Source organism: Luteimonas campi (assembly GCF_051162505.1).
Lineage (GTDB): Bacteria > Pseudomonadota > Gammaproteobacteria > Xanthomonadales > Xanthomonadaceae > Luteimonas.
Genome location: NZ_JBNWEM010000002.1, coordinates 1,019,840 through 1,038,463 on the forward strand (window position 1 = coordinate 1,019,840; position 18,624 = coordinate 1,038,463).

The 18,624-nt window shown below is 71.5% G+C and carries 16 protein-coding genes and 1 pseudogene; 10 read left to right on the forward strand and 7 right to left on the reverse strand.

Annotation, left to right across the window (positions count from 1 at the left end):
• Window positions 1-6 precede the first annotated feature (6 nt).
• Complete coding sequence (gene argS / locus ACQYVW_RS09415) at window positions 7-1,695, reverse strand: arginine--tRNA ligase (protein WP_434946789.1); 1,689 nt, start codon at window positions 1,693-1,695, stop codon at window positions 7-9.
• A 121-nt stretch (window positions 1,696-1,816) separates the two neighbouring features.
• A complete protein-coding gene (radC, locus tag ACQYVW_RS09420; RefSeq protein WP_434946790.1) occupies window positions 1,817-2,491 on the reverse strand; it encodes a RadC family protein in 675 nt (224 codons plus the stop codon).
• A 194-nt stretch (window positions 2,492-2,685) separates the two neighbouring features.
• Between radC and coaBC the strand changes: the two are divergent.
• The 3 genes and pseudogenes from coaBC to ACQYVW_RS09435 all read left to right on the forward strand — a co-directional run bounded on the left by coaBC (window position 2,686) and on the right by ACQYVW_RS09435 (window position 6,718).
• Window positions 2,686-3,893, forward strand: a pseudogene (gene coaBC, locus ACQYVW_RS09425) (bifunctional phosphopantothenoylcysteine decarboxylase/phosphopantothenate--cysteine ligase CoaBC).
• A complete protein-coding gene (gene dut / locus ACQYVW_RS09430; protein WP_434946791.1) occupies window positions 3,890-4,357 on the forward strand; it encodes a dUTP diphosphatase in 468 nt (155 codons plus the stop codon). Before coaBC ends, dut begins: the two are co-directional and overlap by 4 nt.
• A 21-nt stretch (window positions 4,358-4,378) precedes the next feature.
• The gene (locus ACQYVW_RS09435; RefSeq protein WP_434946792.1) at window positions 4,379-6,718 is read left to right on the forward strand and encodes a phosphomannomutase/phosphoglucomutase; all 2,340 of its coding nucleotides are present in this window, start codon (window positions 4,379-4,381) and stop codon (window positions 6,716-6,718) included.
• A 483-nt stretch (window positions 6,719-7,201) separates the two neighbouring features.
• Here ACQYVW_RS09435 and ACQYVW_RS09440 read toward each other — a convergent pair whose 3' ends face one another.
• Window positions 7,202-8,323: a Gfo/Idh/MocA family protein gene (locus ACQYVW_RS09440; RefSeq protein ID WP_434946793.1), complete on the reverse strand. Its 1,122-nt coding sequence runs from the start codon at window positions 8,321-8,323 to the stop codon at window positions 7,202-7,204.
• An 85-nt stretch (window positions 8,324-8,408) separates the two neighbouring features.
• Between ACQYVW_RS09440 and ACQYVW_RS09445 the strand changes: the two genes are divergently transcribed.
• On the forward strand, window positions 8,409-9,653 hold the full coding sequence (locus ACQYVW_RS09445; RefSeq protein WP_434946794.1) for a TIGR03862 family flavoprotein: 1,245 nt from the start codon (window positions 8,409-8,411) through the stop codon (window positions 9,651-9,653).
• A 60-nt stretch (window positions 9,654-9,713) separates the two neighbouring features.
• Here ACQYVW_RS09445 and ACQYVW_RS09450 read toward each other — a convergent pair whose 3' ends face one another.
• Window positions 9,714-10,361, reverse strand: coding sequence for a hypothetical protein (locus ACQYVW_RS09450; protein WP_434946795.1), 648 nt, complete (start codon window positions 10,359-10,361; stop codon window positions 9,714-9,716).
• Between the two features lie 25 nt (window positions 10,362-10,386).
• Entirely contained in the window at window positions 10,387-11,049 is a 663-nt protein-coding gene (gene pyrE, locus ACQYVW_RS09455; RefSeq protein WP_434946796.1) for an orotate phosphoribosyltransferase, read from the reverse strand.
• Between the two features lie 117 nt (window positions 11,050-11,166).
• Here pyrE and ACQYVW_RS09460 point away from each other — a divergent pair, with 117 nt between their 5' ends.
• The 6 genes from ACQYVW_RS09460 to ACQYVW_RS09485 all read left to right on the forward strand — a co-directional run bounded on the left by ACQYVW_RS09460 (window position 11,167) and on the right by ACQYVW_RS09485 (window position 16,695).
• On the forward strand, window positions 11,167-12,243 hold the full coding sequence (locus ACQYVW_RS09460) for a cytochrome-c peroxidase (RefSeq protein WP_434946797.1): 1,077 nt from the start codon (window positions 11,167-11,169) through the stop codon (window positions 12,241-12,243).
• 58 nt (window positions 12,244-12,301) lie between these two features.
• Window positions 12,302-12,652: a zinc ribbon domain-containing protein YjdM gene (locus tag ACQYVW_RS09465; RefSeq protein WP_434934157.1), complete on the forward strand. Its 351-nt coding sequence runs from the start codon at window positions 12,302-12,304 to the stop codon at window positions 12,650-12,652.
• Between the two features lie 294 nt (window positions 12,653-12,946).
• On the forward strand, window positions 12,947-13,747 hold the full coding sequence (locus ACQYVW_RS09470; RefSeq protein WP_434934158.1) for an exodeoxyribonuclease III: 801 nt from the start codon (window positions 12,947-12,949) through the stop codon (window positions 13,745-13,747).
• Window positions 13,744-15,042, forward strand: a complete 1,299-nt coding sequence (locus tag ACQYVW_RS09475; RefSeq protein WP_434934159.1) for an AmpG family muropeptide MFS transporter — start codon at window positions 13,744-13,746, stop codon at window positions 15,040-15,042. The genes ACQYVW_RS09470 and ACQYVW_RS09475 overlap by 4 nt, the downstream gene beginning before the upstream one ends.
• Before the next feature lie 12 nt (window positions 15,043-15,054).
• On the forward strand, window positions 15,055-15,318 hold the full coding sequence (locus tag ACQYVW_RS09480; protein ID WP_434934160.1) for a hypothetical protein: 264 nt from the start codon (window positions 15,055-15,057) through the stop codon (window positions 15,316-15,318).
• 279 nt (window positions 15,319-15,597) lie between these two features.
• On the forward strand, window positions 15,598-16,695 hold the full coding sequence (locus ACQYVW_RS09485) for an alpha/beta fold hydrolase (RefSeq protein ID WP_434946798.1): 1,098 nt from the start codon (window positions 15,598-15,600) through the stop codon (window positions 16,693-16,695).
• Window positions 16,696-16,728: 33 nt separating this feature from the next.
• Here ACQYVW_RS09485 and ACQYVW_RS09490 read toward each other — a convergent pair whose 3' ends face one another.
• Together ACQYVW_RS09490 and ACQYVW_RS09495 are read right to left on the reverse strand one after the other, a co-directional pair.
• The gene (locus ACQYVW_RS09490) at window positions 16,729-17,226 is read right to left on the reverse strand and encodes an acyl-CoA thioesterase (RefSeq protein ID WP_434946799.1); all 498 of its coding nucleotides are present in this window, start codon (window positions 17,224-17,226) and stop codon (window positions 16,729-16,731) included.
• A gap of 53 nt (window positions 17,227-17,279) precedes the next feature.
• A complete protein-coding gene (locus ACQYVW_RS09495) occupies window positions 17,280-18,380 on the reverse strand; it encodes an anhydro-N-acetylmuramic acid kinase (RefSeq protein ID WP_434946800.1) in 1,101 nt (366 codons plus the stop codon).
• Between the last annotated feature and the right edge of the window lie 244 nt (window positions 18,381-18,624).

The following is an 18,624-nucleotide window of genomic DNA, read 5'->3' on the forward strand; positions in this document are numbered from 1 at the left end:
ACTGCCTCACATCCGTTCGGGCGCTTGCACACCCAGCAATTCCAGGCCGTTGGCCAGCACCTGCCGCACCGCCAGGGCCAGGGCCAGGCGCGCATCGCGCACCTCGGCCGCATCCACCAGGAACTGGTGGTCGTTGTAATACGTCTGGAAACCCTGCGCCAGTTCGAGCAGGTAGGCCGCGATCAGGTGGGGTTCAAGCTGCTCGCCGGCGGCGGCCACGATCTCCGGCCAGCGCGACAGGTCGATCAGCAGCGCCCGCAGCGGCGCGTCGGCCAGGTCCAGCGGCTGCGCCAGGCCGTGGTCGAGGTCGAATCCCAGCCCGCGCTCCTCCAGCTGGCGCAGCAGGCCGCAGATGCGCGCATGCGAAAGCTGGACGTAGTACACCGGGTTGTCGAGCGACTGGCTGCGCGCCAGGTCGATGTCGAACACCAGTTGCGAATCGGGCCGGCGCGCCACCAGGAACCAGCGCACGGCGTCGCTGCCGGCCTCGTCGATGAGGTCGCGCAGGGTGAGGTAGGTGCCGGCGCGCTTGGAGAGTTTCACTTCCTCGCCGCCGCGCATCACCGTGACCATCTGGTGCAGCACGTATTCCGGGTAGCCCTGCGGGATGCCCTTGTCCAGCGCCTGCAGGCCGGCCTTCACCCGCGCCAGCGAGCCGTGGTGGTCCGCGCCCAGTTCGGTGATCGCGCGCTCGTAGCCGCGCTGCCACTTCGACAGGTGGTAGGCCACGTCCGGCACGAAGTACGTGTAGGTGCCGTCGGACTTGCGCATCACGCGGTCCTTGTCGTCGCCGAAGTCCGTGGTCTTCAGCCACAGCGCGCCGCCGTCCTCGTAGGTGTGGCCATTGGCCACGAGTTCGCGCACGGTCTCCTCGACCTTGCCGTCGGCGTACAGCGAGGACTCGAGGAAATAGACGTCGAAAGACACCCCGAAGGCGGCCAGGTCGGCGTTCTGTTCGCGGCGCAGGTAGGCCACGGAGAAGGCGCGGATGGCGTCGAGGTCGTCGGCGTCGTCCTTGCCGGTGACCGTATGGCCTTCGATCTCGATGCTGTCGCCGCGCAGATAGGCCTGGGCCACGTCGGCGATGTAGTCGCCGTTGTAGGCATCGGCCGGCCAGGCCTCATCGCCGGGCTTCAGGCCCTTCGCGCGCGCCTGCGTCGACAGCGCCAGGTTGTTGATCTGCACGCCGGCGTCGTTGTAGTAGAACTCGCGGCGCACGGCCCAGCCGTTGGCGTCGAGCACGCGCGCGATGCAGTCGCCGATCACGCCGGCGCGACCATGGCCCACGTGCAGCGGGCCGGTGGGATTGGCCGAGACGTATTCCACGCCCGCGGTACGCCCCGCGCCGCTGCTGTTGCGGCCGTAGTCCGCGCCCTGCGCGTGCACCTGCGCCAGCGCCCGGCCCCAGGCCTCGGGCGAGAGGCGGAAGTTCAAGAAACCGGGGCCGGCGATCTCCACCGAGGCGATGTCGCCGCCCGCGGGAATCGCGTCGACCAGCGCCTGCGCCAGGGCGCGCGGGTTGGACTTCGCCGGCTTGGCCAGCAGCATCGCGGCGTTGGTCGAGAAGTCGCCGTGCGAGCGGTCCTTGGGACGCTCGATCACGAAATCGGGCGTGACGAGGTCGGCGGGCAGGGTGCCGGCCTCGCGCAGGGCGGCGGTGGCCCGGTCGATCAGGTCGCGGAGCTGGGCTTTCACGGAATGGGCGGGTCTGGCGCGGGGAACCGGGCATTATAGCGACCGCACGGCGGCGGGCGGCCGCGAGTTCGGGCCGCGAGGCGGCTGCTTTTCGTTTGCCCGGCGCGGCCGCCACCGCGCCCTAGACCCAGCCGCGTGCGGCCAGCGACACCGGCGCGCCATCGCCGATCACGAAGTGGTCGAGCAGGCGTACGTCCACCAGCGCCAGCGATTGCTTGAGCTGCGCGGTCACCGCGCGGTCGGCGGCGCTGGGCTCGGGATTGCCGCTGGGATGGTTGTGGCCCACGATCACCGCCGCCGCGTTATGCGCCAGCGCCCGGCGCACGACCTCGCGCGGATGCACTTCGGCCCCGTCGATCGTGCCGCGGAACAGTTCCTCGAAACCCAGCGCGCGGTGGCGGGTGTCCAGGAACAGGGCGGCGAAGACTTCGATCGGCTGCCCGCGCAGGCGCTGGGCGAAATAGCGCCCGGCCGAGGCCGGGTCGGTCAGCGCCTCGCCGCGCTCCAGGCCCGCCGCCAGCCAGCGGTTGCACAACTCCAGGGCCGCCGAGAGCATGCACGCGCGCGCCGGCCCCAGGCCCGGCAGGCGCGCCATATGCGAAGCCGGCAGCTCCAGCAGCGCGCGCAGCGGACCGTGCTGGTCGAGCAACTGGCGCGCGGTGGCCACGGCGTCGAGTCCACGCAAGCCCGAGCCCAGGAAGATCGCCAGCAGCTCGGCGTCCGACAGTGCGCCGGCGCTGCGCGCCAGCAGTTTCTCGCGGGGACGTTCCAGGCTGGGCCAGTCGCGGATGCGCATGCGCGTGCTCGAGGACAGGGGCGCTGGCGACCGGCGCGAGGCCAGGCGGGACAGGGGAAATCGCGTCGGGCACCGCATCGGCCCGGTCGCCAGCATGGACACGATTGCAGCGCGGCGGGCGCGGCGGCGCAGCCGGGCCTCGCCTCGCCATCGGGTAAGCTGTCGGTCGGTTCCGGCGTAGGACTTTCCTGACGATGCCAGCGCAGCGCGGCCTGCATGGACAACGCCTGCTGCTGTGCGTCTGCGGCGGGATCGCGGCCTACAAGGCGGCCGAGCTGGTGCGCCGGCTCGGCGAGGCCGGTGCCACCGTGCAGGTGGCGATGACCGACAGCGCCCAGCGCTTCGTCGGTGCGCAGACCTTCCAGGCGCTCAGTGGCCGGCCGGTGCGCACCAGCCTGTGGGATGCGGCGGCCGAAGCGGCGATGGGGCATATCGAACTGGCGCGCTGGGCCGACCGGATCGTGGTGGCGCCCGCCACCGCGAACACCCTGGCCAAGCTCGCGCACGGCCTGGCGGATGATCTGGTCAGCACCCTGTGCCTGGCCACGACCGCGCCGTTGAGCCTGTGCCCGGCGATGAACCACCGCATGTGGCTGCATCCGGCGACGCAGGCCAACATGGCCCTGCTGCGCGAACGCGGCGCGCAGGTGATCGGACCCGAGGAAGGGCCCCTGGCCGAAGGCGAATCGGGCCCGGGGCGGCTCAGCGAACCGGCGGCGATCGTGGCCGCGCTGGAGGCCGCATGAGCGGGTCGCTTGCGGGCAAGCGCGTGCTGGTCAGCGCCGGGCCGACTTTCGAGGACATCGATCCGGTGCGTTTCCTCGGCAACCGCAGCAGCGGCAAGATGGGCTTCGCCGTCGCCAGCGCGGCCCGCGAGATCGGCGCCGAGGTGGTGCTGGTGTCCGGTCCCGTGCACCTGGCCACGCCCGCGGGCGTGCAGCGGATCGACGTGCGTTCGGCGGCGCAGATGCACGCCGCGGTGCTGGGCGCCCTGCCCGCCGACGTCTACATCGGCGCGGCGGCCGTGGCCGACTTCAGCCCGCGCAGCGTCTCCGAGCACAAGATCAAGAAGACCGCCGGCAGCGACACCCTGGTGCTGGAACTGGTGCGCACGCCCGACATCCTGGCCGAGGTGGCCGCCCATGCGCAGCGTCCGGCGCTGGTGGTGGGCTTCGCCGCGGAAACCCACGAGGTGGAGCGCTACGCGCGCGGCAAGCTGCAGGGCAAGCGGCTGGACCTGATCGCCGCCAACCTCGTGGGCGCGGCCGAGGGCGGCTTCGAGCGCGACGACAACGCGCTGGCCGTGTACTGGGACGGTGGCGAGCGCAGGCTGGGGCCAGCCGCCAAGACCGAGGTGGCCGCGCAGCTGGTGCGGTTGATCGCCGAACGGATCGCGGCATGAGCCAGGCCGGGTTCGTCCTGCAGGTGAAGCTGCTCGATGCCCGCCTGGGCGGCGAATGGCCGCTTCCCGCGCATGCCACCGAGGGCAGCGCCGGCATGGACCTGCGCGCGGCGCTCGATGCGCCGCTGGCGCTGGCGCCCGGCGACGCGGCCCTGGTGCCCTCGGGCCTGGCCATCCACATCGGCGATCCGGCGCTGTGCGCCGTGATCCTGCCGCGCTCGGGGCTGGGCCACAAGCACGGCATCGTGCTGGGCAACGGCACCGGCCTGATCGACGCGGACTACCAGGGGCCGCTGATGATCAGCGTATGGAACCGGGGCCGCGAGACCTTCACCATCGAGCCGGGCGACCGCATCGCGCAACTGGTGATCCTGCCGGTGGTCCGGGCGCAGTTGCAGCTCGTGGATACTTTCAGCGACAGCGCACGCGGTGCGGGCGGCTTCGGCCACACCGGCGTGCGCTGACAGGGACCGACGGGTAACGACATGACCGATACGAGCGGATCGTCCAGGGCACGCGTCTTCGCGCACGCCCGCCCCTGGCTGCCGTGGCTGGGCGCCGCGCTGGCGCTGCTGGCGGTATGGCTGGCCTGGAGCGGCTGGCGCGGCCTGCAGGACGATGCACGCCGGGTCAATGCGACCCTGGCGCGCGACACCGCGGCCAGCGTGGCCTCCTCCAACCTGCGCGGCGAACTCAAGCGCATGGAAACGCACCTGGCGCGGCCGGCGGTCCAGGCCGCGCTGCAGGCCGGCGATCTGGATGGCGCCGCCCGCGCATTGGCGGCGGACTGGCCGCAGCTGGAGCGGGCGCAGGTGCTTCCCGCCAACCTGGCCGGGCCCTATGCAGCCCTGCCCGAGGGCGGCTTCGGCCCGGTCTCGGCCATGGAGGCGGCGCTGGCCGAGGACGCCGCGGTGGTGTCGGTGATCCGCGCCGGCGACGCGCCGCGCGTAGCCGTTGCGGCGCCTGCGCGCGTCGGGGATGTGTTGGCAGGCGTGGCGCTGGTGCAGTTGCCACTCGCGCGCGCCATCCAGGGGCTGGAGGCGGTGAACGTGGATCCGTCCACCTACGTGGCCCTGCGCCAGGGCGGATTCACCCTGCTCGAGCGAGGCGATCCAGCGCAGGCCGACGCGGCCGAGCGCATGGCGGTTCCGGTCGCGGGCACCCCGTTGCGCGCGGCCGCGGCACTGCCCAGCAGCGTGGCGCCACCGTTCGGGCTGAAGGGGATTCCGCTGTTCGTCGCGGTGGGCGCCCTGCTGCTGCTGGCCTACCTGCTATGGCGCCTGCCGGCGCCGGTGCGGCGAGCCCTGGAGGCCGGCGAGCCCACCGAAGAGCAGCCCGCGCCGACCCTGGCCGAGGCGCTCAGCGCGCCCGCGGACCCGGCCGGTTCACTCGTCGCCGACGCCGCGCCCACCATCGTAGTCCGTGACACCCCAAGAGCAGAGCCTGTGAATATCGACCGCAGCATCTTCCGCGCCTACGACATCCGCGGCATCGTCGGCCAGACCCTCGACGCCGGCGTGGCCGAACTGATCGGCCATTCGGTGGGCTCGCTGATGCAGGAGCAGGGCCTGGACGAGATCGTGGTGGGCCGCGACGGCCGTCTGTCCGGCCCCGACATGGTCGCCGGCCTGGTCCGCGGGCTGCGCAAGGCCGGACGCAACGTCATCGACATCGGCCTGGCGCCGACCCCGGTCACCTACTTCGGCGCCTTCCACCTGCGCACCGGCTGCTGCATCTCGGTGACCGGCAGCCACAATCCGCCCGACTACAACGGGTTCAAGATCGTGGTCGGCGGCGAGACGCTTTCCGGCACCGCGATCACCGACCTGTACGCGCGCATCGCCGACGGCAGGCTGCACGACGCGCCCGAACCCGGGGATGCGATTGAGCGCGACATCGGCGACGCCTACGTGGAGCGGATCGCGTCCGACGTGCAGCTGGCGCGCCCGATCAAGGTCGTCGTCGATGCCGGCAACGGCGTGGCCGGCGAGATCGGCCCGCGCGTGCTGGAGGCGATCGGCGCCGAGGTCATCCCGTTGTACTGCGAGATCGACGGCACCTTCCCCAACCACCATCCGGACCCGAGCGAGCCGCACAATCTCGAGGACCTGATCGGCACGGTGAAGCGTTTCGATGCCGACTTGGGCATCGCCTTCGACGGCGACGGCGATCGCCTGGGCGTGGTCACGAAGGACGGCGAGAACATCTACCCCGACCGCCTGCTGATGCTGTTCGCCGCCGACGTGCTCGACCGCAACCCGGGCGCGGTGATCGTCTACGACGTGAAGTGCACCGGACGCCTGCCCGGCCACATCCTGCGCCACGGCGGCAGCCCGCTGATGTGGAAGACCGGGCACTCGCTGATCAAGGCCAAGATGCGCGAGACCGAAGCCGAACTGGCCGGCGAGATGAGCGGCCACTTCTTCTTCCAGGAGCGCTGGTACGGGTTCGACGACGGCATCTACGCTGCCGCGCGCCTGCTGGAGATCCTGGCGCTGGATGCGGACGAACCCAGCGCCGCACTGCGCGCATTGCCGGGCGGCGTGTCGACGCCGGAGATCAAGGTCGAGGTCGCCGACGCCAATCCGCACGGCTTCGTCGCGCGTTTCCAGAAGCAGGCGAAGTTCGAGGGCGCGCGGCTGTCGACCATCGACGGCCTGCGCGTGGACTGGAACGATGGCTGGGGCCTGGTACGCGCCTCCAACACCACTCCGGTACTGGTGCTGCGCTTCGATGCCGATACCCGGGAAGCGCTGGACCGCATCCTCGGCGATTTCCGCGCGCAGATCGCGCTGGTGGACCCGGAGCTGCAACTGCCGTTCTGATCTCCGGGCTGCGGCGCGTCGAAGTCGACATCGGGGAATCCCGTCCCGGGACGGTTGCCAGCGCGGGTAGGGCCGGCTACGGGGACCCCTGGGGACGAATGTCCCCCGGTGCCGGCCGTTGGCCGACGCCTCCTCCTTGATTTCGTCCCCAGGGGTCCCCGCATCCGGCCCACCAGGCGTTCGGCGCTTTTCATCGAAAAGCTTTCCTTGCCGCGGCTCGGTTCGTCTCGCGAGCCGTGGTGCGCTGGCCATCGTCCGGAACCCTGGCGCGTCCGCGAAGCGCCACCGCTCCGTGTCCGGAAGCCGAGACGCGGCCTGGCCGGGGAGTCCCTGCAGCGAAATCAAGGAGGAGGCCTTCGCCGCAGGCGGAGGCCGGGGGACATTCGCGGAAGGGATTCCCCGGGCAGGCCGCGGCCCCAATGACGGCGCATGAACCGGGCACGGCCCATGCGCCCACCTCCACGCCTACCACGGCAGAAACGCTCAGCCGCGCGCGATCTCCACGCGCTTGCCGTCCGCCTTGGCCGAAGCGAACGCCGCGTCGACCACGCGCAGGTCGCGCAGGCCTTCCTCGCCGGGCACGCGCGGCGCGGTGCCGCCGATGATCGCCAGCGCGTCCTGGTCCATCTGCTCGGCCTGCATGCGCGGAAGCTTGCCCAGCTGGGGTTCGAACACGGTGCCGTCGCTGGCGCGACCGGCGTTGCCGTCGTAGCCCTGGAACGGGGCCATCGTGTACCAGCCGCGCTCGCAGTCCACCTGCAGGGTGTTGAGGTTGCGGCCGAAGCTGGTCACGCATTCGGCGACGATGTCCTCGGGAAACTCGAGGCGGAAGCGCATCGTCTCGTCCACCCCCTTGAACAGCTCGCGGCGCGCGGTCTCGTCCCAGGCCTGCACCGCGACGGGTTCCATGCCTGTGCAGTAGCGCGCCGCGTTGATGCAGTACACGCCCATGTCGTACATCGCGCCGCCGCCGCGCACCGGGTCCAGGCGCCAGGCATCGTCGGCGCCGTCGCGCCAGCCGAACCACCCCGCATCTGCCCGCAGCTTGATGATTTTCCCGAACGGCCGCTCCTTCGCCATCGCCATGAAGCGGCGCGTATTGGGCTCGTGCTGCATGCGGTAGCCGACCGCCAGCTGCACGCGGTTGTCGCGGCAGGCCTGGATCATCGCCTCGCCCTCGGCCGCGTTCATCGCCATCGGCTTCTCGCACCACACGTGCTTGCCGGCCTTGGCCGCGACCAGGGCCAGGTCCTTGTGCAGGTGGTTGGGGGTGGCGATGTAGACCACGTCGATCGCCGGGTTGTCGGCGATGCGATGGAAATCCTCGTAGGAGTACACGTTGCCATCGGGGATGGCGTACTTGCCCTGCCATTCGCCGAGCTTCGACGGGGTTCCGCTGACCAGGCCGGTGAGCCGGCAGTGTTTGGTCAGCTGCAGCGCCGGGGCCAGCAGATGCCCTGCGTAGTATCCGAGCCCGACCAGGGCCACGCCGATCTTGCGGTCCTGCGCCAGGCCGCGCGGTGTCCACGCCGCCGCCGCACCCGCCACCGCCATCGACTGCAGCGCTGCGCGCCGGGTCCAGCCGTTGCTGCCTTGCTTGCCCATCGTGTACTCCCTCCTCCCGGGTGTCGCCTGCATGTTAGCGCTCACCCGGGGCGGCCGGGGCCACGCGGCGGGCGATAATGCGCGCATGCATGGCCTGCACCCCCGTCGCGTCGCGGTGGTCGGCGGCGGCCCGGCCGGGCTGATCGCCGCCGAGCGCCTGTGCGCGGCCGGGCTGGCGGTGGACCTGTACGAGGGCAAGGGCTCGGTCGGGCGCAAGTTCCTGATCGCGGGCAAGGGCGGGCTCAACCTCACCCATTCCGACCCGCCCGGCCCGTTCGCCCGCCGTTACCGGGAGCGCGAGGCGGAGGTCTCGCGCTGGCTGGCGCGGTTCGACGCGCAGGCGTTGCGCGCGTGGGCGCGCGGCCTGGGCGTGGACACCTATGTCGGCACCTCGGGCCGGGTGTTTCCGCTGGACCGCAAGGCCGCGCCGCTGCTGCGCGGCTGGGTGCGGCGCCTGCGCGAGCAGGGCGTGGCTTTCCACGTGCAGCATCGCTGGCGCGGCTGGGACGCGGACGGGGCACTGCGCTTCGACACGCCCGACGGCGAGCGCCGCGTGGTGGCGGATGCCGCAGTGCTGGCGCTGGGCGGGGCCAGCTGGCCCGAACTGGGTAGCGACGGCGGCTGGGTGCCCGCGCTGGCCGCCCGGGGGGTGGAGGTGTCGCCACTGAGGCCGGCCAACTGCGGTTTCGATGTGGGCTGGTCGGCGCATTTCGCCCAGCGCCATGCCGGCGCGCCGCTCAAGCCGGTGATCGTGCACTGGACCGACCCCCGGGGCCACCCGCAGGCCCTGCAAGGCGAATGCGTGGTGACGGAAACCGGGCTGGAAGGCAGCGTGATCTACGCCATTTCAGCGACGTTGCGGGAATTGATCGAACGCGACGGGCACGCCGACCTCGCCCTGGACCTTGCCCCCGGGCGCGAACAGCCGGCCCTGCGCCAAGCGCTGGCGCGATCGCGCGGCGGCCGCAGCCTGTCCGAGCACCTGCGTCGCACGGCCGGGCTGCAGGGGGCGAAGGCGGGGCTGCTGCGCGAAGTGCTGGGTGCGGACGACATGCAGGACCCCGCGCGCCTGGCGGCGGCGATCAAACGGCTGCCGCTGCGCCTGCTGCGCCCCCGCCCGGTGGCCGAAGCGATCAGCAGCGCCGGCGGCGTGCGCCTGGAAGCGCTGGACGAAGGGCTGATGCTGCGCGCGCTGCCGGGCGTGTTCTGCGCAGGCGAAATGCTGGACTGGGAGGCGCCGACCGGCGGCTATCTGCTGACGGCCTGTTTCGCCAGCGGCCTGGTCGCGGCCGAGGGCGCACTGGCCTGGCTCGGCACTCCTCCGGGGTGACCCGGGCATCGGGCCGCGTGCGCGCGGACCGGGTGGCCTGATCCGCCGACGGTGGGCCGCTCAGCGCCTGCCAGGAGTTCTCAATGCGTGGTAGCGCTCGACCGCGTGCTCGAGTTCGGCATCGAGCGAGGCGCGCTCTTCCTGCTGCTGGCGCATGATCGCCTGCTGGCGCAGCAGGTCGACGTGCTGGGCGCGGATATTGCCGGCCAGGGTCTTGCCCACCGGCTTGCCCTGCAGCTCGAGGTCGTTGGCCTGGCGCAACAGCGACACCAGGCTCTGGCGCAGGTTGGTCACGCCCATGCGCGAGGTTTTCAGGCCTTCGTCCACCAGCACGATGCGGTCGTCGAAGGCGCGGCGCAGGTCTTCCTCGGTGTCGTAGGAGCCGGCCATCGCCAGCTCGCGGCGCAGCCGCGCGGCCTCGGCATTGGCGGCGATGCGGGCCTGGTGCTCGGCCTCCTCGGCGGCGGCCCGCTGCTCGGGCGTGAGCTGCTCGCCCAGCCGGGCCAGCGGCCGGCCGCTGCTGGCGCTCAACTCGGTACGGGCGGCATCCACCGCATCGGCGGGCAGCGCGTCGCCACAGACCTTGCGGCCGTTCTCGTTCCAGCAGTAGAGCTTCTTCTCGGCCTGTGCGGGCCGGTCCTGGCGGGCCTGCGCGGCCAGGGGCAGGACCGACAGCGCGGCGAGCACGAGCGTTGCCTGGATCTTCATCGAACGCCGCCCCCCGCGGCCCGAATCAGCGATGGATGTCGCGGACGCCATATTGCACCCGATAAGCCTGCAGGCGGGTGCGCTCGTCGGCAAGCGCGGCGCTTGCGTCGGCGAAGTCGAGCAGGTCGCCCAGGCTGGCGACGGCGATCACCGGAATCCCGGCCTCGCTCGCCACCGCCTGCGCGGCGGACTGGGTCTGGCCTTCGCCGGCGATCTCCTGGCGGTCCAGGGCGATGACGATGCCGGCCGGCGTGCCGCCGGCGGCGTGGATGGTGGCCAGCGCCTCGCGAATGGCGGTGCCGGCGGTGATCACGTCGTCCACCACCAGCACGCGACGGCCGTCCAGCGGCGCGCCGATCAGATGGCCACCCTCGCCGTGGGTCTTGGCTTCCTTGCGGTTGAACGCCAGCGGCAGGTCGCGCCCGCGCCTGGCGTATTCGCAAGCCAGCGCGGTCGCCAGCGGAATGCCCTTGTAGGCCGGGCCGAACAGCAGGTCGAACTGCGTGCCCGCCTGGTCCAGTGCATCGGCGTAGCAAGCCGCCAGCGCCGACAGCGCCGCCCCGGTATCGAACAGGCCGGCATTGAAAAAGTACGGGCTCACCCGCCCGGACTTGAGCGTGAACTGGCCGAAGCGCAGCGCCTGCGCCTGCAGGGCCAGTTCCAGGAAGCGGACGCGGTGGTCGTTCATGCGGCGCATTCTCCCACAGCCCTTGCGGGTCCCCGTCAACGGCTTGATCGCGATCAATGTCGGACCGGGCGCCGCGCGCTGCAATGGTGCCGGACCCGATCGACGACGAGGTGCGGCATGCGCTGGCAGAAAACGGGAATCGCGGCAGGGCTGGCACTCGGCCTGGCGGGCGCCGCAGGGCTGGCGCTGGGCCTGGCGAGCGCGGCCGCGCACGCGCAGCAGGGCGATGCGCTGCAGGCGACGGCCCGCGCGCTGTTCGGCGCGATCCCGGCAACCGTGGACCAGGTGCGCGGCCGGCCGCTCGACGCCGCCCAGGTCGAGCTGGGCCGCATGCTGTTCTTCGACCCGCGCCTGTCGCGCAGCCATGTCATCAGCTGCAATACCTGCCACAACCTGGGCACCGGCGGCGCCGACAACGTGCCGACTTCGATCGGCCACGGCTGGCAGAAGGGGCCGCGCAATTCGCCGACGGTGCTCAACTCGGTGCTCAACATCGCCCAGTTCTGGGACGGGCGCGCGGCCGACCTCGCCGAACAGGCCAAGGGTCCGGTGCAGGCCAGCGTCGAGATGAACAACACGCCCGCGCGCGTGGTCCAGACCCTGACCAGCATGCCCGAGTACGTGCGCCGGTTCGGCGAGGCGTTCCCGCGCGATGCCGATCCGGTGAGCTTCGACAACATGGCGCTGGCGATCGAGGCCTTCGAAGCCACCCTGGTCACGCCGGACGCGCGCTTCGACCGCTATCTGGCGGGCGAGGCCGACGCGCTCGACGCCACCGAGCGCCGCGGCCTGCAACTGTTCATCGAGAGCGGCTGCGGCGCCTGCCACTACGGCCCCAATCTCGGTGGCCAGGCCTACTTCCCGTTCGGCGTGATCGAGCGCCCGGGCGCGGACATCCTGCCCGACGACGACAAGGGCCGCTTCGCCGTCACCCAGACGGCCAGCGACGAGTACGTGTTCCGCGCCGCGCCGCTGCGCAACGTCGAGCTGACCGCGCCGTACTTCCACAGCGGCCAGGTCTGGGACCTGGAGCAGGCGGTGGCGATCATGGGCAATGCGCAGCTGGGACGGGAACTCGATGCCGGCGAGGCGCGCGCGATCGCCGCCTTCCTGCGCACCCTGACCGGGCGCCAGCCGCGTGTCGAGCATCCGCTGTTGCCGCCGAGCACCGCCGCCACGCCCCGTCCCGAGTAAGCGCCGACGCGGAGCGGGATGAGACAATGGCCGGCCCCGCCTGAACCAAGGAGTCCGGATGTCCGGCCTGCCCGCCTGCCCCCAGTGCGCATCCACCTACACCTACGAGGACGGCGCGCTGCTGGTCTGCCCGGAATGCGCGCACGAATGGTCGCCGGCCGAACTGGCCGAGCAGGCCGCGGCCGACGCCCGCGCCGCCCAGGTCTGCGATGCCAACGGCACGCCGCTGGCCGATGGCGACAGCGTGGTGGTGATCAAGGACCTGAAGGTGAAGGGATCCTCGCTGGTGGTGAAGGTCGGTACCAAAGTGCGCAATATCCGCCTGGTCGACGGCGACCACGACATCGACTGCAGGATCGACGGCGTTGGCCAGATGGGCCTGAAGTCGGAGTTCGTGCGCAAGGCCTGAAACCGGGCCCGCGCCAATGCCATCCATGCCACGGGCGCATGCCTGCCCGCGGGAGCGGCCTTGGTCGCGAAAGCTGTTCGCGCGCAAGCGCGCTCCCACAGCAGCGCCAGGCTGCGGGTGCTGTGCGGCCTGCCCGTGGCCGCGGTCCGTGGGAGCGGCCTTGGCCGCGAACTGCCCGTTCGCGCGAGCGGGTTTCCCGCGGACAGGCGCTGGGTTGACCGGCACCCGCCCGGCCGCGGGCGGCCACCGCGATTTCGGCTAGGCTTGCGCGACGTTTTCCCCGCAGGCCCTCGCATGCGCATCATCAGCTTCAACGCCAACGGCATCCGCTCCGCCTCGAACAAGGGCTTCTTCACCTGGCTCGAGGGCCAGCAGGCCGACGTGGTCTGCCTGCAGGAGACCAAGGCGCAGGAAGACCAGCTGACCGACCCCTGCTTCCGCCCGCTCGGCCATTGCGTCTATCGCGACGCGATCACCAAGAAGGGCTACAGCGGCGTGGCGATCTACAGCCGCCGCGAACCCGACGAGGTGCGCACCTCGCTGGGCTGGGCGCCGTTCGACGACGAGGGCCGCTACATCGAGGCGCGTTTCGGCAACCTCAGCGTGGTCTCGTTCTACATCCCGTCCGGCTCCTCGGGCGAGCTGCGCCAGGGCTTCAAGTTCGAGGTGATGGACTGGCTCAGGCCGATCCTGGACCAGTGGCTGGCCAGCGGCCGCGAGTATGTGCTCTGCGGCGACTGGAACATCGTCCGCGCCCGCAACGACATCAAGAACTGGACCAGCAACCAGAAGAACTCCGGCTGCCTGCCGCCCGAGCGCGCCTGGCTCAATTCCATGATCGCCGACGAACACGGCGACGGCCTGGTGACGCCACCTGCGCGCGGCTGGAAGGACAGCTTCCGCGTCGCCAAACCCGATGCGGTCGAATACACCTGGTGGAGCAACCGTGGCGCCGCGCGCGCCAACGACGTGGGCTGGCGCATCGACTACCAGCTGGCCACGCCGGGCATCGCCGAATCCATCACCGGCTGCGCCGTCGCGCGCGAGCCGCGCTTCTCCGACCACGCGCCCTACGTCGTGGACTACGACGCGTGAGCGCGGCCAAGCCGTCGGTCTGGAAGGCGTTCACGCAGCCGGCGGCGTGGACGATGTTCTTCTTCGGCTTCGCCTCGGGCATGCCGTTCCTGCTGGTGGCCGGCACCCTGGCCTACTGGCTCACGGAAAACGGGCTCGAGCTGAAGAACATCACGCTCATCGCCAGCGCCGGCATGTCCTACACGCTCAAGTTCCTGTGGGCGCCGCTGGTCGATCGCTGGCGGCTGCCGGTCCTGGGTCGACTGGGCCAGCGCCGCGGCTGGCTGCTGCTGGCGCTGTCCATCGTGATCGCCGGCCTGCTGCTGATGGCCCAGCTCACGCCCGACCGGCTCGCGGCCTTCGTGTGGATCACGTTGATGACCGCGTTCGCCGGCGCCACGCTCGACATCGCGGTGGATGCCTATCGCGTCGAGATCGCCCCGCGCGAATCGCAGGGCGCGCTGGTGGCGACCTATTCGCTGGGCTACCGCATCGCGCTGATCGTGACCGGCGCGCTGGCCCTGGTGCTGGCCGACCACGTCGCCTGGCCGGTGGTGTACCGGGTGATGGCGCTGGTGATGCTGGTGCCGGTGGTTGCGGTGTTCGTGGCGCGCGAGCCGGATGTGCTGCGGGTACGGGTCGAGACCTGGGCCCAGGGGCTGCGCGAGGGCGTGGTCGAGCCGTTCGCCGACTTCTTCCGCCGTTTCGGCGGGGCGCTGGCGCTGGCGCTGCTGGCCTTCATCCTGCTGGCCAAGATCTCCGACCAGTCGCTGGGCGGCGGCATCATGGCGCCGTTCTACCTCGGCCAGGGCTTCAGCAAGACCGAGATCGCGGCGGTGTCCAAGGTCTACGGCATCTGGGTGGGTATCGCCGGCGTGTTCCTGGGCGGCATCGCCGTGGCGCGCTGGGGCGTGAAATGGCCGCTGCTGGCCGGCGTGGTGCTGGGCGCGCTCAGCAACCTGCTGTACCTGTGGCTGATCGGTGCCGACGGCGATGTCTGGAAGCTCACCGTCGTGATCTCGGGCGAGAACCTCGCCCAGGGCTTCCAGGGCACCACCCTGGTGGCCTTCCTCTCGGCCCTGGTCAACCAGCGCTTCACCGCCACGCAGTACGCGCTGTTCTCGTCGCTGGTGATGCTGCCGGGCAAGGTCCTGAGCGCGGTCTCGGGCGGGATCGTCGAGCAGGTGGGTTACGGGGTCTACTTCGCCATCACCACCGCGGTGGCGGTCCCGGCGGTGCTGCTGTTCTTCTGGTTGAAACCGAGGCTGCTCCTGTCGGAGGATGGCGCCGCCACTTCGTCATCGACCTCGACATAGGGAAGCGCAGGGATGACCGACATCGTGCTCAAGGATGCCGACCCGATCCTGTTCGACCGCATCCGCCGCGTCGCCGACGCCCGCGGCTGGGACCTGCCGCACGCGCTGCACTACCTGCTCGAGCAGGGGCTGCACGTGTACGAGGGCGACGGTTCGGTGCGCTTCGACAATGCCGAGGCCGACGCGCTGCAGGCGATGATCCGCGCGCTGGAGGAAGTGCCCGACGATCCGGGCTACGCCTCGATCGGCCGGGTACAGCGACCCGACGCGGGCTGATCCGCCGCCGCGCCTGCAGGCCAGGCGGCAAGTGCGACGATTCTCGCTGTCCGACAGCGATGCCTCGACGCTGGAGAGCGTCTCGCGTCTCGCCAGCGCGACGCGCGCGATCGGGTAGGCGGCGCGCCGAAATAGTGCGCGTGCAGCGGATCGCGCGGGCCGCGAGGCTGCCGGTCTCTGGTGCAGCCTTTCTTCGACGATGCCGCAGCCGCTGTCCGCCTGCAACCGTCGGCGCACTGGCCGTATCTGCATGGTCGAGCCCTGCACACGGACCCACGCATGCCCCGCTTCCTGTTCGCCATTCTCCTGATCTGTTGCACTCTCGCCGCAACGGCCGCGGCCCAGGCGCCTGCGTCCGATGACGCGGCGCGCGCACGCGCCGTGGTCAAGGACCTGATGCGCATTCCCGGACCCGACGGGGTGCAGGAGACCTATCGCCAGCCGGTCAACGGCGTCGCCCACTGGATCAGCATCCGTGGCCAGGACCGGGCCAATCCGGTGATCCTGTTCGTGCATGGCGGCCCGGCCACGCCGACGATGCCGAGCCTGTGGCAGTTCCAGCGCCCACTGGAGGAATACTTCACGATGGTCAATTACGACCAGCGCGGCGCGGGCAAGACCTTCCGCGAGGACCATTCCGACGCCGTCGCCGGCACGCTGCGCATCCAGACCTACGTCGACGACCTGGTCGCGATCGCCGAACACGTCCGCGCGAAGCTCGGCAAGCGGCGCGTGCTGCTGGTGGGCCACAGCTGGGGGACGATCGTCGCCATGCGCGCGGCGCTGGCGCGGCCGGACCTGTTCCATGCCTATGTCGGCATCGGCCAGGTCATCAATGTGCGCGAGAACGAGCGCGTCAGCCTCGAATACGGCCTGGCCGAGGCCCGCCGTCGTGGCGATGCCGAGGCGCTGCGCGAAATGGGAGCGCTGCTGCCATACCCCGGCACCGCGCCGCTGACCCGCGAACGCATCGTCGCCGCGCGCAAATGGCCGCAGCACTACGGCGGCATGGCCGCGCACCGCGACGCCACCAACCTGTGGTTCTACGGCGCGGCCCGGCTGTCGCCCGACTACGATGCCGACGATCGCGCCGCGCTCAACGCCGGCAACCTGTTCACGCTCGAACGCGTCCTGGACGAGTTCGTCGAGGTGGACTTCAGCGACGTGCGCGAATTCGAGATTCCGGTGGTGATGTTCATGGGCCGCCACGACTACACCACGCCCTCGCAGCTCACCGCCGACTGGCTGGACGTGGTCGAGGCGCCGTTCAAGCGCGGCGTCTGGTTCGAGCGCTCGGCGCACATGGCGCCGTGGGAGGAGCCGGGCAAGACCCTGGTCAGCCTGCTCGAGGTGGTGCGGCCGCTGGTGCGCGAATAGCGCCTCCGGCCCGCGGGCCCGTGCCGGCGCGTCCTACGCCGGCGCGGCGCCGCCCAGCATCGCGGCGGCCCGCCGCTGCTCGAACTCCTGGCGCAGTTCGCGCCGGACCCGCGCGGCCGCATGGCGGCGGCACTCGTCCGGCGTCACCGGCTGCAGCGGCGGCACCGCGATGCTGTTGCCGTCCTCGTCGACCGCGACCATGGTGAAGAAGCAGCTGTTGGCGTGGCTGGCGGTGCCGGCCAGGATGTTCTCGGTCACCACCTTGATCCCCACTTCCATCGACGAGCGCCCGGTGTAGTTCACCGAGGCGAGGAAGGTGACCAGGTCGCCGACGTTGATCGGCTGGCGGAACGTCACCTGGTCCACCGACAGCGTCACCACGTAGCGGCCCGCGTAGCGGCTGGCGCAGGCATAAGCCACCTGGTCGAGCAGCTTGAGGATGGCGCCGCCGTGCACCTTGCCGGAGAAGTTGGCCATGTCCGGCGTCATCAGCACGGTCATGGACAGCTGGTGGTTGCGGGGAGGTTCCATGCCGGGATTCCGCCGGGACGTGGCGCGATGCTAGCGCAGGCCGCGCGGCCGGCTCAGGCCGGGTAGATCCCGCCCAGCACGCGCGGCCCGGCCGCGCCGGTCACGCTGGGCAGGTTGCCCGCCAGGCCTAGGAGGGTCTGGCGCGCCAGCCAGGCGAAGCCCATGGCCTCGACGTGGTCCGGGTCGAGGCCGTGCGCGGCGGTCGATTCCACCCGCGCCTCCGGCAGGCAGGCGGCCAGCGCCGCCATCAGCTGCGGGTTGTGCACGCCACCGCCGCAGGCGATCACCCGCCGCGTGCCGGGCTGGGTGGCCTGCAGGGCGTTGGCGACGGTGCGTGCGGTGAGCGCATTGAGGGTGGCCTGCACGTCGGCGGGCGCCTCGTCGCCGCGCAGCCGCGCCTCGACCCAGCCCAGGTGGAAATGGTCGCGCCCGGTGGACTTGGGCGGCGGTTCGGTGAACCAGGGATCGTCGAGCAGCCGCGCCAGCAGGTCCTCGTCGACGCGCCCGCTGGCGGCGAAGGCGCCGCCGCGGTCGAAGTCCTCCGACAGGTGGCGCAGGCACCACGCATCCATCAGCGCGTTGGCCGGCCCCGTGTCGAAACCGCGCACTTCGCCGCGCGCGGGCAGCAGGGTCAGGTTGGCGATGCCGCCGAGGTTGAGCACGGCGCGGTCCTCGTCCGGCGCGTGCAGCAGGGCGGCGTGCAGGCCGGGCAGCAGCGGCGCCCCGTGCCCGCCGGCGGCGATGTCGCGCCTGCGGAGGTCGGCGACCACGGTGATTCCGGTGCGCTCGGCCAGGGTGGAGGGATCGCCGAGCTGCAGGGTGAAGGGATAGGGCCCCCAGGGCCGGTGGCGCAGGGTCTGGCCGTGCGAACCGATCGCGCGCACGCGCGATGCGGCGATGCCGCTGTCGGCCAGCGCCAGGTTGGCGGCCTCGGCGAAGGCGCGCGCCACGCGCACGTCGAGTTCGGCGATCGCATCGAGCGAGAGCGAGGCGCCCTGCTGGCCGAGCGCGACCAGCTGCGCGCGCAGCGCGGGGTCCCAGGGATAGGTGCGGCCGAAGACCAGGCGCGCCTGCCCCTCGGCGAAGTCCACCAGCGCGGCATCGATGCCGTCGGCGCTGGTGCCGGAGATCAGGCCAAGGAAGAGGTCGGACATACCGCGATTCTAAGGGCGTACGCGGGGTGCGCGCCCGAGGCGTGCGCAGCACGGCCGTCGCGCGCAACGAGGGCGCAACCAGCGCTGTCTCCAGGGAACCAGCCCTGATCGGATGTGCTCCGTACGTGGCCAGCCCGGAGGGACCGGACTCCCGGTGCGCGGAATGACGGGCATGCCCGCGCGCGAGTGCCTGCCCCGGCGGCGGCAGTCCCAGTTGCCGCGTGACGGCCCGGCCCCAAGGGGT

Bases quoted from the DNA above. Each gene is read 5' to 3' on its own strand.
- radC (WP_434946790.1), bottom strand. From the start codon at position 2,491: ATGCGCATCCGCGACTGGCCCAGCCTGGAACGTCCCCGCGAGAAACTG.
- dut (WP_434946791.1), top strand. From the start codon at position 3,890: ATGAGCCAGGCCGGGTTCGTCCTGCAGGTGAAGCTGCTCGATGCCCGC.
- ACQYVW_RS09435 (WP_434946792.1), top strand. From the start codon at position 4,379: ATGACCGATACGAGCGGATCGTCCAGGGCACGCGTCTTCGCGCACGCC.
- ACQYVW_RS09440 (WP_434946793.1), bottom strand. From the start codon at position 8,323: ATGGGCAAGCAAGGCAGCAACGGCTGGACCCGGCGCGCAGCGCTGCAG.
- ACQYVW_RS09445 (WP_434946794.1), top strand. From the start codon at position 8,409: ATGCATGGCCTGCACCCCCGTCGCGTCGCGGTGGTCGGCGGCGGCCCG.
- ACQYVW_RS09450 (WP_434946795.1), bottom strand. From the start codon at position 10,361: ATGAAGATCCAGGCAACGCTCGTGCTCGCCGCGCTGTCGGTCCTGCCC.
- pyrE (WP_434946796.1), bottom strand. From the start codon at position 11,049: ATGAACGACCACCGCGTCCGCTTCCTGGAACTGGCCCTGCAGGCGCAG.
- ACQYVW_RS09460 (WP_434946797.1), top strand. From the start codon at position 11,167: ATGCGCTGGCAGAAAACGGGAATCGCGGCAGGGCTGGCACTCGGCCTG.
- ACQYVW_RS09465 (WP_434934157.1), top strand. From the start codon at position 12,302: ATGTCCGGCCTGCCCGCCTGCCCCCAGTGCGCATCCACCTACACCTAC.
- ACQYVW_RS09470 (WP_434934158.1), top strand. From the start codon at position 12,947: ATGCGCATCATCAGCTTCAACGCCAACGGCATCCGCTCCGCCTCGAAC.
- ACQYVW_RS09480 (WP_434934160.1), top strand. From the start codon at position 15,055: ATGACCGACATCGTGCTCAAGGATGCCGACCCGATCCTGTTCGACCGC.
- ACQYVW_RS09485 (WP_434946798.1), top strand. From the start codon at position 15,598: ATGCCCCGCTTCCTGTTCGCCATTCTCCTGATCTGTTGCACTCTCGCC.
- ACQYVW_RS09490 (WP_434946799.1), bottom strand. From the start codon at position 17,226: ATGGAACCTCCCCGCAACCACCAGCTGTCCATGACCGTGCTGATGACG.
- ACQYVW_RS09495 (WP_434946800.1), bottom strand. From the start codon at position 18,380: ATGTCCGACCTCTTCCTTGGCCTGATCTCCGGCACCAGCGCCGACGGC.